This is a genomic window from Streptacidiphilus jiangxiensis (genome assembly GCF_900109465.1).
Taxonomy (GTDB): Bacteria; Actinomycetota; Actinomycetes; order Streptomycetales; family Streptomycetaceae; genus Streptacidiphilus; species Streptacidiphilus jiangxiensis.
The window spans coordinates 281,675-295,256 of sequence record NZ_FOAZ01000003.1 but is presented as its reverse complement, the minus strand read 5'-3'; the positions used below and the strand labels follow the sequence as shown (position 1 = coordinate 295,256).

At 71.3% G+C, this 13,582-nt stretch carries 7 protein-coding genes and 1 tRNA gene; 5 read left to right on the top strand and 3 right to left on the bottom strand.

The features are described from left to right. Nucleotides 1-22 precede the first annotated feature (22 nt). A complete protein-coding gene (locus tag BMY61_RS07595; RefSeq protein ID WP_042460694.1) occupies nt 23-2,155 on the top strand; it encodes an MMPL family transporter in 2,133 nt (710 codons plus the stop codon). A gap of 50 nt (nt 2,156-2,205) precedes the next feature. Further along, the gene (gene ppk2, locus BMY61_RS07590; protein WP_042460692.1) at nt 2,206-3,021 is read left to right on the top strand and encodes a polyphosphate kinase 2; all 816 of its coding nucleotides are present in this window, start codon (nt 2,206-2,208) and stop codon (nt 3,019-3,021) included. A 71-nt stretch (nt 3,022-3,092) separates the two neighbouring features. On the opposite strand, the gene BMY61_RS07585 is transcribed toward ppk2, so the two are convergent. The 3 genes from BMY61_RS07585 to BMY61_RS07575 form a co-directional block, all read right to left on the bottom strand. After that, entirely contained in the window at nt 3,093-5,039 is a 1,947-nt protein-coding gene (locus BMY61_RS07585) for a cell wall-binding repeat-containing protein (protein ID WP_042460689.1), read from the bottom strand. A gap of 206 nt (nt 5,040-5,245) precedes the next feature. Then, nucleotides 5,246-9,571, bottom strand: a complete 4,326-nt coding sequence (locus BMY61_RS07580) for a choice-of-anchor D domain-containing protein (protein WP_052439551.1) — start codon at nt 9,569-9,571, stop codon at nt 5,246-5,248. A gap of 234 nt (nt 9,572-9,805) precedes the next feature. Beyond that, nucleotides 9,806-9,889: transfer RNA gene (locus BMY61_RS07575), tRNA-Leu, on the bottom strand. Between the two features lie 387 nt (nt 9,890-10,276). On the opposite strand from BMY61_RS07575, the gene BMY61_RS07570 reads away from it, so the two are divergent. The 3 genes from BMY61_RS07570 (at nt 10,277) to BMY61_RS07560 (ending at nt 13,475) form a co-directional block, all read left to right on the top strand. Further along, nucleotides 10,277-11,239 carry an FHA domain-containing protein gene (locus tag BMY61_RS07570; protein WP_075003799.1) on the top strand — a complete coding sequence of 321 codons (963 nt, stop codon included), beginning with the start codon at nt 10,277-10,279 and terminating at the stop codon, nt 11,237-11,239. Between the two features lie 10 nt (nt 11,240-11,249). After that, nucleotides 11,250-11,795, top strand: coding sequence for an FHA domain-containing protein FhaB/FipA (locus tag BMY61_RS07565; RefSeq protein ID WP_042460683.1), 546 nt, complete (start codon nt 11,250-11,252; stop codon nt 11,793-11,795). Nucleotides 11,796-11,963: 168 nt separating this feature from the next. After that, nucleotides 11,964-13,475 (top strand): PP2C family protein-serine/threonine phosphatase, encoded by a 1,512-nt coding sequence (locus tag BMY61_RS07560; RefSeq protein WP_042460681.1) that lies wholly within the window; start codon nt 11,964-11,966, stop codon nt 13,473-13,475. Nucleotides 13,476-13,582: the final 107 nt, after the last annotated feature.

The following is a 13,582-nucleotide window of genomic DNA, read 5'->3' as shown; positions in this document are numbered from 1 at the left end:
TTCAGTTGGGGGATGCATTCATTTGAACCAGGCCCGGCGGCTCGCCGCCCTCCCTGCCGGCCGCAGAAGCAAGTGGGTCGTGCTCGTCGTGTGGATCGTGGCCCTGCTGGCCCTCGGACCGCTCGCCGGCAAGCTCACCAACGCGGAGAACAACGACAGCTCCAGCTACCTGCCGTCCAGCGCGGAATCCACCAAGGTCCTGAACCTGCAGGGCGCGTTCACACCGGCCCAGGCCGCCCCGGCGGTCGTGGTCTACACCCGGGACGGCGGCATCACCCCCGCCGACACCGCCAAGGCCGACGCGGACGCACAGGCCTTCGCCAGGATCGACCACGTCATCGGCCGGGTTCAGCCACCGGCCCGGTCCGCCGACGGCAAGGCGTTGCAGACCACCGTCCTGATCGACCTGGCCAAGGACAAGAAGGACAGCTCCCAGGGCGGCTGGAACAACCTCGGCCCCGCCGTCGACTCGATGCGGAAGATCGCGACCAGCGGCGACACCGGCCTGACCGTCCACGTCGGCGGCCCCGGCGGCTTCGGCGCCGACCAGGCCAAGGCCTTCTCCGGCATCGACGGGACGCTGCTCTACTCCACCCTGGCCGTCGTCATCGTGCTGCTGCTGCTCACCTACCGCAGCCCGACCCTCTGGCTGCTTCCGATGATCTCCTCCGGCCTGGCCCTGGCCGCCGCCCAGGCGGTGATCTACCTGCTGGCCGCGCACGCCGGACTGACCGTCAACGGGCAGAGCCAGGGCATCCTGACGGTCCTGGTCATCGGCGCGGGCACGGACTACGCACTGCTGCTCGTCGCCCGCTACCGCGAGGAGCTGCGCCGCCACGAGGACCGGCACGAGGCGATGGCCGAGGCCCTGCACCGGGCCGGCCCGGCGATCCTGGCCTCCGCGGCGACGGTGGCGGTCTCGATGCTCTGCCTGATGTTCGCCGAGATGAACTCCACCAGCGGCCTCGGCCCCGTCTGCGCCATCGGCATCGGCGTGGCCCTGCTCGCGATGATCACCCTGCTGCCCGCGCTGCTGGTCATCTGCGGCCGGTGGGTCTTCTGGCCGGTCCGCCCGGCCTTCGGCACGGCCGAGCCGACCGAGACGGGTGTGTGGGCCAGGGTCGGCGGCTCGATCGCCCGCCGCCCGCGGATCGTCTGGATCGGCACGGCGCTGGCGCTGGGCGCGCTCGCCCTCGGCATGGTCAGTCTGAAGGCGACGGGCCTCTCCTCCGCCGGCACCTTCACCAACACCCCCGACTCGGTCGCCGCCCAGACGGTCATCGACGCCCACTTCCCCGCGGGCACCGGCTCACCGCTGCGGGTCATCGCCGACGCCTCCGCCGGCGACCAGGTCACGGCCGCGCTCAGCCGCCTCGACGGCCACGGCCTGACCGACGTCTCCCCGCCCGTCGACCACCGCGGACTCGCCTACGTCTCGGCGACGCTGACGGACGCTCCGGACAGTCACGCCGCCGAGACCACCGTGACCGCGGCGCGCGCCGCCGTCCACGCGGTCCCCGGTGCGCACGCCTACGTCGGCGGCGACACGGCGATGCGGATGGACATCGCCGACGCCGCGGACCACGACAACAAGCTGATCATCCCGGTCGTCCTCGCGGTCGTCCTGCTGATCCTCGGCCTGCTGCTGCGGGCGGTCGTGGCCCCGATCGTGCTGATCGTGACGGTGGTGCTGTCCTTCGCGGCGGCCCTGGGCGTCTCGTCCTTCGCCTTCGCGCACCTCTTCCACTTCCAGGGCGAGGACAACGCATTCCCGCTGTTCGTCTTCGTCTTCCTGGTGGCCCTCGGGATCGACTACAACATCTTCCTGATGACCCGGGTCCGCGAGGAGTCCGTCAAACACGGCACCCGCACCGGCGCGCTGACGGGTCTGGCGGCCACCGGCGGCGTCATCACCTCCGCCGGGCTGATCCTCGCCAGCACCTTCGGTGTGCTGGGGACGCTGCAGATCGTCGGCTTCGCGGAGATCGGCTTCGCGGTCTGCCTCGGCGTCCTGCTGGACACCTTCATCGTCCGCTCGATCCTGGTCACCGCACTGGCGATGGACCTCGACCACCGCCTCTGGTGGCCGTCCGCGCTCTCACGCGGCCGTGCCCGGCTCGACGCGCGGGAGCCGGAGCCACTGGCGACGCGCTGAACCGACGCCACCTCAGGGGCACCCGCCCCTGAGGTGGTTACTCTCCTGCAATGGCTGACACGTTGCCCAAGGTGCCCAAGAAGGTCTACGAGAACGAACTCTTCCGTCTCCAGTCGGAGCTGGTCACCCTGCAGGAGTGGGTGCGGGCCACCGGCGCGCGCGTGGTCGTGATCTTCGAGGGCCGTGACGCCGCCGGAAAGGGCGGGGCCATCAAGCGCGTCACCGAGTACCTGAACCCGCGCATCGCGCGGATCGCCGCCCTGCCCGCACCCACGGAACGTGAGCGCGGGCAGTGGTACTTCCAGCGCTACATCACCCACCTGCCCGCCCCCGGTGAGATCGTGCTGTTCGACCGCAGCTGGTACAACCGGGCCGGTGTCGAGCGGGTCATGGGCTTCTGCACCCAGGACGAGTACCACCGGTTCCTGCACCAGTGCCCCATCTTCGAGCGGATGCTCGTGGAGGACGGGATCATCCTGCTGAAGTACTGGTTCTCCGTCAGCGACCGTGAGCAGGAACGTCGCTTCCGCGCCCGCCGCGACGACCCGATGCGCCGCTGGAAGCTCTCCCCGATGGACCTGGAGTCCATCACCCGCTGGGAGGACTACTCCCGGGCCAAGGACGAGATGTTCGTCCACACCGACATCCCGGAGGCCCGCTGGAACGTCGTCGAGAGCGAGGACAAGAAGCGCGCGCGGCTCAACATGATCGCCCACCTCCTCACCGCCGTCCCGTACGTGGAGCAGCCCGCCCGCAAGATCTCCTTCCCCAAGCGCCCCGGCCCCGCCGGCTACATCCGCCCGCCCCGCGACGAACAGCACTACGTCCCCGACCACGCGGCGACGCTGACGCGGAACCGGGAATGACCAGCTCGGCCACGGACGACGGAACCCCCGGTCCGCAGAGCGGGCCGGGGGTTCCGTGAGGGGGTGGGACGTCAGGCGCGCTTCGTGCCGGCGGTGTAGCCGAGCACCAGGTGCGCCAGGCCCGCGGTCAGCGGCGCGGGAACGCCGTTGACGTCCAGGTCCACCGAGGTCCAGGACGGATCGGCGGCAATGGCCGAGCGCACCGCGTTGACCGTGGTGTTCGGCCAGCCCGTGCCGAAGATCTGCACCTCGCCGATGGCCGCGCTCTCCTTGGAGAGGTAGGACCGGTCGACCGCGTCGAGTCCCGTGGCGGAGGTCCACAGCAGCGGACCGTAGCCGGCGTTCACGGCCGCGCCCGCCATCCCGGAGCGCCAGTCGGACGTGTTGGCCAGGGTCGCCAGGTACGGCGCGCCGTACCAGAAGGTGGCCAGCTGGGTCGAGAGGGCCTCGGGGTCGGTGCCGCCGAACGCCCAGAAGTGCCACTGCTGACGCAGCGGGGTGTGCTCCATCGCGTAGACGCTCCGGCTGCCGACCACCAGCACGCGGGTGGTGTTCGGGTTGAGACCGTTGAAGTACGAGGTGAGCGTGGACGGCAGCCTCGTCGCGGTGTTGAGCAGGACGACGGAGCTGCCCTTGTAACCGCCGCTGGCCGCCACCGAGGCCGCCGTGGCGGACAGGCGGTAGTCCTGCGCGTCGGCGACGACCACCCAGTTGGGACGGGTGGTCAGCGCCCGTGCGGAGGCGACGGACTGGGCGGTCAGACCGTTGCCGGCGACCCGCACCACCCGGTAGCCGAGCCGCTGCACCTGCGCCGCCACCGAGTTGGACAGCACGTTGGTGCCGCCCTCCAGGTAGACCGTCCAGCCGCGCCGCAGCGAGCGGTGCAGTTCGGTGACGACGGACGGGTCGAGCCGGGTGCCCGAGGTCATCAGCAGCGGTGCCTGCTTCTCGGCCGCCAGCGCGATGCCCAGCGCGGCGTCCGTGCTGTCGTTCCGGTTCACCAGCACCGCGTTGAACGCGGTGACCAGACCGGGCACGGACTTGCCGATGGTGTTGAACTGCCAGCGGGACGCCGCGGCGTCGGTGCTGACGGCACCGGTGCCGTAGACGTGGTCGAGGCGGTTGCCGCGCAGCGGCTGCCACACCGGCTGCGCGCCGGGGGCCAGCACCGTGGTGGTGCCCGCAGCGAGGTTCAGCAGCTTGACCTGACCGAGGTCCGAGGACGGGTCGACGGAGACGTAGGCCAGGGTCTTCCCGTCCGGCGACAGGCTCGGCTGGGACGCCCCGTTCGGGTCGTTCGTCAGCTGCTTGGAGCCACCGGCCAGGGAGGTGGCGACGATCTGCGTCTGCGCGCCGACCTGGCTGCGGTAGAGCAGTGTGCTCCCGTCGGCCGAGAAGGCGGGCTGGTCGGCGCCGGCCGCCACCAGCCGGACGGCACCGCTGCGCGCGTCGAAGGTGTAGACGCCGCCGGTGACCGACCGGCCGCAGGCGGTACGGACGAACGCGTACAGGCCGCGGTAGCTCAGGGCCGGTGCACTGTCGCAGACGCCGGCCGGCTCCTGCTTGGTGTTCATGACGCGGGTGGCCCAGTTCCAGCCGTCGGAGGTCTGGACGAACAGCTCGCCGCTCGCCTCGGAGACCAGCGCGCTGCCGTTCTCGCCGTAGACGCCGTTCAGGGACACGGCGTTGCCACCGGACTTGACGGTGATCAGGCTGCTGCCGTCCGGCTTGACGGAGGTGACGGCGCCGTCGCCGCTCTCCGCCAGTCGGCTGCCGTCGGAGGACCAGCTCAGGGCCTGCCACGACGAGGTGGACAGGGCCTGCATGACGTGGTCCCCGGTGCCGTCGGCGTTGATCACGTGCACCCGCCCGTCGGGCGAACGGAAGGCGAGGGCGCCGTCGGCGGGCCCGGCGGTGGCCGCCTGAGCCGCACCGGCGCCGAAGGTGCCGACCAGACCGGCTGCGACGGCGGCGGCGGAGGTGAGCGCCGCAAGCGTGCGGCGCGAGGAGTGAGACACGGAAATCCCCCAGAGATCCCCCGGTGAAAGCTTCAGGCGGCGGACTCTATGCCCCGGCCGCAAAACCCCGCCAGGGACATATCCGTAATGCACACGAAGCATGTGCGTGATCCGCGCCACAGGGCCCTGGGGTGCCCCGACACGACGACGCCGCCGTGTCGTTCCCCGAGGGGAGGACACGGCGGCGCGACGGGACGAACAGCTCGTCAGCCGGTGTAGTAGCCCACGACCGTGGCCTGGATCTGTTCCGGGGCACTGCCGTTGACCTGCAGGTTGACCACGCCCGAGGGGTCCAGCGGCACCATGACCATGTTCGTCACGGTGTGTCCGGCGACGTTCCAGAACAGCGAACCGGTGGTCGCCCTGGCACCGTTGCCCGGGTAGACGCCGAGCCAGCCGGAGCCGGTGCCGCCGAAGCCGCCGACCTGGAGCAGTACGCCCTTGGCGTCGGCCGGCACCCCGCCGTTGCCCGCGATCGTCAGCGGGACGACTCCGCCCGGCTTGATCGCGGTCGTGGTCGGAATCCCCACCGCGTAGGCGGTGTTCAGCGCCGGGAACAGCTGGATCGGCACGTAGTGCTGGCCGCCGCCCGCGACGGTGTAGCCCTCGACGACGGCGTTGACGACCATCGGCGCGTTCGCCCAGTTCTTGAAGTCGATCTTGCCGTCGCTGCCGACCGCGACCTGGACCAGGTTGGACATCATGTCGCTGTTCGGGCTCCAGTACAGCACCGAGGCGGCCGGCGGGGTGCCCCCGTCGGGCCAGGCGCTGACCGAGCCGCCCACCGAGGAACGCATGGCGCTGATGTTCAGCAGCACCGAGGTGGTGCCCGCCGGCACGACCGTCCCGGCCACCGGGACCTTGACGATGCCACCCGCGGGCATCGGGGCCTTGGTCGGCTGGCCGATGCCCTTGGCGGTGTCGAACGCCACGACCTGCGTGGTGGTCGGCGTCATCAACAGGCCGGTCCCGGCCTTGTAGTAGCCGAGCACGTCGGCGTAGATCCCGGTGTTGCCGGCGCTGGCGTTGTAGAAGTCCACCGCACCGCCCTGACCGAGGCGGACCACCGCGGTCTTCTGGATGATCTGCGGAGCGTTCCAGAACACCGCACCGGAGTTGGGCCGGGCCGCCCCGTGCGGCCAGGCCTGGATCGATCCGGTCGCCGACGCCTGCGAGAGCGCGCCGACCTGCATCACCACTGCGGTCGCGTCGGCGGGAACGCCGAACTTGCCCGCGATCGGGACGCTGACCGAGCCGCCCGCCGGAACGGGCGTCGTACCGGGGCGGCCGACGCCGGCCCAGGTGGCCAGCACCCGGGTCTGCGTGGGGAGCGGGGTGTAGCCCAGCGTCGTCGGCGCGGCGCCGCCGCTCAGCACGAAGGACTGGATCGTGTGCGCGTCGTACATCGAGCCGGTGCCGCCGGAGAAGGCGACGTAGGCGTAGTCGGGCAGGGTGGCCGCGACGTTCAGCTGCTGCACGCCGTCCACCCAGACCAGCACATGACCGCCGGTCACCTGCACGTCGACCTGGTGGGTGCCCTGGCGCAGGGCGGTGGCGAGCCGTGCCGTGCTCAGGTAGTTGAGCGCGGTCGACCCGTAGGTGCTGTTGGCCACGCCCACGAAGTTCGCGTAGCCGGGAACCGGGGTGTAGCTCGCCGCGTCGAGGCCGACCACGACACCGGACTGTCCGGCGATGCCGAGTGCGCCACCGGTCGTGCCGAGCGCGTTGGTGTGCGCCCTGGAGGCGTCCAGCAGCGAGAAGGCGACACCGTCACCGCCGGTGCCGGGGCCCATCTTGACGGTGAAGGTGGCTCGCAGGCCCTCCGTGCGCACCGCCTGCTTGAAGACGGCGCTGCCCTTCTGGTACGCCGCCGCCGGGTTCAGCTGGATGCTGCCGTCGCCGGGCAGGACGGCGGCACCGTTGGCCTGCCAGGTGGCGCTGGTCGCGCCGGTGGAGTCGGCGGACCCGGTGGCGACACCGGTCAGGTTCTCCAGCATGGCGCTCTGCGGGGAGCCGTCGCTGTTGACGCCGTCACCGGTGACCTCGTACGAGGCCGTCCCCGTGCCGGCGGTGGTCGGCGCGTAGGTGACCGCCTGCTTGGCCGTCTGGCCGGGGCCGATGACCAGGCCCTCGGACAGCTGCACGGCGCTGGTGTAGTCGCCGTTGGGCGCCTTGGCCTTGGTCACGGTGACGGGGATGTTGCCGTCGTTGGTGATCGTGAAGGTCTGCGTCCTGGAGCTGCCGACCGGCACGGTCCCGAAGTCGAGCGTCGGGGGCGAGAAGGTCAGGTGGCCGTGACCGACGACGGAGGTGCCGGTCATGGTGACGGTGAGGGAGTGCCCGCTGGCGGCGGTCACGTTGATGGTCGAGGTGTCCGGCGTGCCCGCCGCGGCGGAGGCCGCCGTGGGCGTGTACGTCACGGTGGCCACGAAGGACGCCCCGGCCTTGACGACGTCGCCGACGTTGGGCAGCCCGGTGGCGGTGAACGATCCGGTCGGCGCGGTCACCGCGCTGATCGTCTCGTCCGTGGTGCCGGTGTTGGTGAACTGGATGTTCTCGGTCTCGGTGGTGCCGGTGGGCACCACTCCGAAGGCCGTGTCGGTCGGCAGCGCCCCGAAGCCGGGGTTGGTGCCGACGCCGTGCAGGGAGAAGACCAGCTTGGAGTTGTCCGACAGCGTCGCCGTCAGGGTGCCGTTGCTGCCGCCGGTGGTCGTGGGGGCGAATCCGATCTGCAGCGGCAGGGTGCCACCGGAGGCCAGCGCCTTGGGCGCGGTGAGCTGGGGCACCGAGAACGGTGCGGTCGCCGTGACGCCGGTGACCGTCACGGCCTTGGACGCCGTCAGCGTCATCGGCTGGGAGGCGGCGGTGCCGGTCTGGACCTGGCCGAAGTCGAGCGGGTTGGCGTTCAGCGCCGTGGCCGCCGGACTGCCGAAGCCGTACAGGACACCGTCCCGCGTGCCGACGTAGACCTTGCCGTTGTCGGCGGTCGGGGTGGCGAACTTCGCGGCGGTGCCGACCGGGGCGGACCACAACAGCTGGAGCATCCCGCTGCCGTCCGGGGTGGCGCTGTAGGCACGCAGGGTGCCGTTGGCGCCTGCCGCGTTGTCGGCGGAGACCATCCACACGATGGCGGAGCCGTCGTTGGTGCCGTCCGAGGTGACCATCGGCGAGCCGGAGGTGTAGCCGAAGACGTCCTGGGTCTGCCCGGTGGCCGTGAGCGTCGGGTTGGTGCCGCCGGTGTTCAGGTGCAGGGCGCGCAGCGGGCCGTTGTTGCCGATCAGGTAGACGTAACCGCCGTCACCGCCCCAGAACGCCGGGTGGCCCCACAGCCCCTGGAACGGGCCGGAGACCCCCACCACGGCGTCGGTCCCGTTCGGGCCCTGGGCCTGGCCGCCGAGGTTGTCGCGGTCCAGCAGGAAGACACGGCCGTCCTTGCCCTGCTGGACGAGCAGGTGCGGGTGGTTGGCGTTGCCGTAGCCGTCGGGCAGCGCCATGGACGCGCCGGAGGAGATGTCCTTGTCCGTCAGGTCGAGCGTGGCCGCGTTGGACGGGCTGAAGAAGTCCGCCGTGGACAGGGCGCCACCGGCGCCCACCTGGAGCCGGACCACGGACTCCGCCAGGGTGCCCTGCGGGGTGGTGCCGGGCCCGGCGACGGGGCTGATGCCGTTGCCGGTGCTGACGAAGATGCGGCCCGAACCGTCGGAGGTGAGCCCGCCTCCGGACTGCCAGATGCCGGCACCGCTGGTGCTGGCACCGGTCTCCGAGGCCCACATGGAGGTGATGCTGTGGCCAGTGGTGCTGACGCCCACCACGTAGCCCCGGTAGGGCTGCTTGTCGCAGTGACCGCCGAAGCCGGCGTAGACCACGCCGTCGAGCAGCAGCAGACCGGGCCGCTGCATCTGGTAGAAGGCGTTGAACGGCGCGTTGGGCTCGTTGGACGGAGTGCCCTGGATGGTGACCGGCCAGCCCACCTTCTCCGCGCCCGACGTGGGGTCGACCGCGTGCATCAGGTAGCTGGGGCTCTGGTGGTTGGTGCCGCCGTCGACCTTGGTGGTGAAGTACAGCGCGTTGCTGGTCGGGTCGTAGACGGGGGTACCGGTGGCACCGACGTTCGGGGCCAGGTCGCCGCAGCCGATCGCGGACGCCGGCCAGGGGGCGCCGTAGTTCTTCTTCCAGATGATCGCGCCGGTGTCGGGGTTCAGCGCGTACACGCTGTTGCTCTCGGTGACCGCGATCACTTCGTGGTTGACCACGAGCGGCTGCGCGTAGATCTGACCGTCGAGCGCGGTGCTGAAGAGCTTGCCGAACGTGGACGACTCGACGGCGGCCGGCGAGAGCGCGCTCTCGTTGCCGTCCCAGTTCGTCCGCATGTTGTTGAAACCGTTGGTGTACTCGTCCGCCTGCGAGGCCGGAGCGATGACACTGAAGAGACCGCCGATGACGGCGGCGGCGATTATGGAGCCTCCGACTGCGCGGCGCTTCGCCTTGTTCCTGCGGCGATGCGCGCGTCGAGGCCCGAGCTGTCCGGGCATGCCGGGCGTCCCCCTCGTGACGTGATGACCACGGGGCCCGGCCTGGTCACAGGCCCCGCGCAAGCTGAAAGTCAGAAATTCTTACCACTGCGGCAGGTGGGCTCGGTCCGGCGGCCCGTCATTCGTCCCCGGACCGTTACCCAGGTCACGACTCCCTGGGAGTGCCGCCGCCCCGGGACAGCAAAAAGGCGCCTCCCACGTGACTTCCGTCACATGAGAGGCGCCTCTGTGTTGTGCGCGAGGGGGGAGTTGAACCCCCACGCCCTTTCGGGCACTGGAACCTGAATCCAGCGCGTCTGCCTATTCCGCCACCCGCGCATCTGGGTGATGTCTTCGACTCTACCGAAGATCCCTCGGGGCTTTCAAACCGGTTGTTTCCGGCCCGTCCGCTCCGCGTTTTCTGCGGTGTTGCCTTCCGACGAGAAGAACAGTAGCACGTCGCAGGGGGTGGAATCACATCGCTCCGGGGCCGGGGCGCGAGGCCACGACGGCGGGCCCGGCCGAACGAGTGAGAGGGGGGTGTCCCCGCTCTGGGCCGGGTAGCAGTCCACTGGCATCCTGCTGTCGGTCCGGCGTCCGAACGGGGCAGCCGAGGAACCACACGTCGGCCCCGGGCGTAGATACGATCTGTAAGGCAGACAAGCAGCAGCCGCCCGCGCCCCGGCGCCGGGTGGGACGACGACACCCGACGGAAGGGGGTGCCCCGTGGGAGCCCTGAAGAAGTTCGAGCAGCGGCTGGAGGGCTTCGTCAACGGCGCCTTCGCCAAGGTGTTCAAGTCCGAGGTGCAGCCGGTCGAGATCGCCGGCGCGCTGCAGCGCGAGTGCGACAACAACGCCAGCATCTGGAACCGCGACCGCACCGTCGTCCCCAACGACTTCATCGTCGAGCTCAGCCCGCACGACCACGAGCGGCTCAGCCCGTACTCCGGGCAGCTCGGCAACGAGCTGGCCGGCATGGTGCGCGAGTACGCGCAGGCCCAGCGGTACTCCTTCATGGGCCCGCTGGCCGTCCAGCTCGAGCGTGCCGACGATCTCGACACCGGCCTTTACCGGGTGCGCAGCCGGATCCAGGCCAGCCCCGAGGTCGCCCAGGCGCAGGCCCAGGCGCAGCAGTACGGCCAGCAGGGCCAGCAGCCCGCCGCCCCCTACGGCGGTCGGCAGGCGCAGGCGTGGCAGCCGCAACCGGGCCAGGCTCAGCCGGGCCCGGCGCCGGTGCCCCCGCCGCCGTCCATGCCGCCCGCGGCACCGCCCGCCGCGGCGCCGTTCCCGCACATCGACGGGCCCACCGCGTTCAGCGGCGGCCCGGGCGGACGTCCCGCCGAGGCCGACGTGCACGCCTTTCCCGGCACCCCCGCGCCGCCCGGCGCGGGCGGGGCCGCCGGGGCCGGGGTGCGCCGCTGGCTGGAGCTGAACGGCCAGCGCCACCAACTGGACCGCCCGGTCCTGGTCCTGGGCCGCAGCACCGAGGCCGACGTCCGCGTGGACGACCCGGGCGTCTCCCGCCGGCACGCCGAGATCCGCGTCGGCAACCCGAGCATGGTGCTCGACCTGGGGTCCACCAACGGCATCGTCGTCGACGGTCAGCACACCACCCGCGCTACGCTCCGCGACGGTTCACGAATCGTCGTGGGCAGCACCACCATCGTCTACCGGCAAGCCGAAGGGTGACGCGGGGCACATGTCAGAACTGACCCTCACGGTCATGCGGCTCGGATTCCTGGCCGTGCTGTGGCTGTTCGTGATCGTCGCGGTCCAGGTGATCCGCTCCGACCTGTTCGGCACCAAGGTGACGCAGCGCGCCGCCGCACCGGCCCGGCGCGGCGGCGGCAACCCGAACACCGCACGCCAGCCCGCACCGTCCGCGCAGTCCGCGCCGCAGCAGCGCCAGCAGGCCGCGGCGCCGACGCAGCAACGTCAGCGCCGCGGCGCACCGACCCACCTGGTGATCACCCAGGGCTCGCTGGCGGGCACCACCGTCGCGCTCCAGGGCCAGACCATCACCCTGGGCCGGGCCCACGACTCCACGATCGTGCTCGACGACGACTACGCCTCCTCCCGGCACGCCCGGATCTACCCGGACCAGGCCGCGGGCTCCTGGGTGGTGGAGGACACCGGCTCGACCAACGGCACCTTCCTCGACAACATGCGGCTCACCAGCCCCACCCCGCTCCAGCCGGGGTCGGCGATCCGGATCGGCCGCACCGTCATCGAGCTGCGGAAGTGACCGGACGATGAACCAGCGCGCACACCACGGCAGGGGCGGACACGGCACCCTGCCCCGCGGTGAACGAGCCCTGGTTCGACCGTGCGGGCAGCCGGGGCCGTACGATGCAGCAACGCACGCTGCACCGGGGCATCGCGCAGGGGACCGAGGGAAGGGGGCGGACGGCACATGAGCCTGGTGCTGCGATTCGCCGCCGGTTCGCACAAGGGCATGATCCGCGAGGGCAACGAGGACTCCGGCTACGCCGGTCCCCGGCTGCTCGCCGTCGCGGACGGCATGGGCGGGCAGGCAGCGGGCGAGGTCGCCTCATCGGAGGTGCTGTCCACGATCGTCGAGCTCGACGAGACCGCCCCCGGAACCGACCCGATGGCCGCCCTGCAGGGGGCCGCCGAGCGCGCCAACGAGCGCCTGCGGGTCCTGGTCGAGGGCGACCCGAGCCTCGAGGGCATGGGGACCACCCTCACCGCGATCCTGTGGACCGGCCAGACCGCCGGCCTGATCCACATCGGTGACTCCCGCGCCTACCTGCTGCGCGACGGCGTCCTGACGCAGATCACCACCGACCACACCTGGGTGCAGCGCCTCGTCGACGAGGGCCGGATCACCGAGGAGGAGGCCTCCACCCACCCGCAGCGCTCGCTGATCATGCGCGCGCTGATGGGCACCGGTGAGGTCGAGTCGGACCTGTCGATCCGCGAGGTCCGCGCCGGCGACCGCTACCTGCTCTGTTCCGACGGCCTGTCCGGGGTGGTCTCGCACCAGACCCTGGAGGAGACGCTCGGCAGCTACTACTCGCCCGAGCAGACCATCTCCGAGCTGATCGAGCTGGCCCTGCGCGGCGGTGGGCCCGACAACATCACCTGCGTCGTCGCGGACGTCCTGGACGTCGGTGACGCAGGGCAGCTGGACCCGATGGCCGCGCAGTTCGCCGACGCCCCGGTCGTGGTCGGCGCGGTCGCCGACGGCACCGCGCTCGGCCACCACTCCGTGGCCAGCACCCCCGCCTCCCGCGCCGCGTCCCTCGGCCGCAGCCCCGAGGCCTACGGCGCCGCGGACGACTCCGCAGGCGCCGGCCAGGGCTACCAGGAGTACGACGAGTACGAGAACGGCTTCGACGACGACTACGAGCCGGAGGGCCGCCGAAGCCGGCGCCGCGCCAAGGAGAAGAAGCGCCGCGGCTGGGTGATGCCGGCCACACTCGGCGTCGCGCTCGTCGTGCTGCTCGCCGGTGGCGCCTACTTCGGCTACCAGTGGACGCAGACGCAGTACTACGTCGGTGCCAACGGCGACCACGTCGCCATCTACAAGGGCATCTCGCAGAACCTGGCCGGGCTCAAGCTCTCCTCGGTCTACGAGGACCACACGGACGTGGCGCTCAAGGACCTCCCGGGGATGGACCAGAAGAACATCCAGAACGGTCCCATCTCCGCGGCCAGCCTCAGCGACGCCCAGAGCAAGGTGACCCAGCTCAAGCACGACGCGAGCATCTGCGTCCAGGTCCGCTCGCAGAAGAACACCCCGGCCCCCACGCCGACGCCGACACCGAAGCCGTCGGGCAGCCCCAAGGCCGGCACGCACCCCACCACCAGCGAGAGCCCCAAGGCCACCCCGTCCCCGTCCCCGACGCCGACCCTCAGCGCGGCGGACGAGACGCTGGCCCAGCAGTGCGTGGCGTCGTAGCGGAGGTTTAGCTTCCGCCCGTTGGTTGCACTATCCAGGGGCGCGAGGCTCTGCTGATGTGCGGCTCCGCCGCGTGGGCGCGACAAGCCATCCACGCAGGTAGAGCC

Coding starts and splice junctions, on each gene's coding strand:
- ppk2 (WP_042460692.1), top strand. CDS start 2,206: ATGGCTGACACGTTGCCCAAGGTGCCCAAGAAGGTCTACGAGAACGAA.
- BMY61_RS07580 (WP_052439551.1), bottom strand. CDS start 9,571: ATGCCCGGACAGCTCGGGCCTCGACGCGCGCATCGCCGCAGGAACAAG.
- BMY61_RS07565 (WP_042460683.1), top strand. CDS start 11,250: ATGTCAGAACTGACCCTCACGGTCATGCGGCTCGGATTCCTGGCCGTG.
- BMY61_RS07560 (WP_042460681.1), top strand. CDS start 11,964: ATGAGCCTGGTGCTGCGATTCGCCGCCGGTTCGCACAAGGGCATGATC.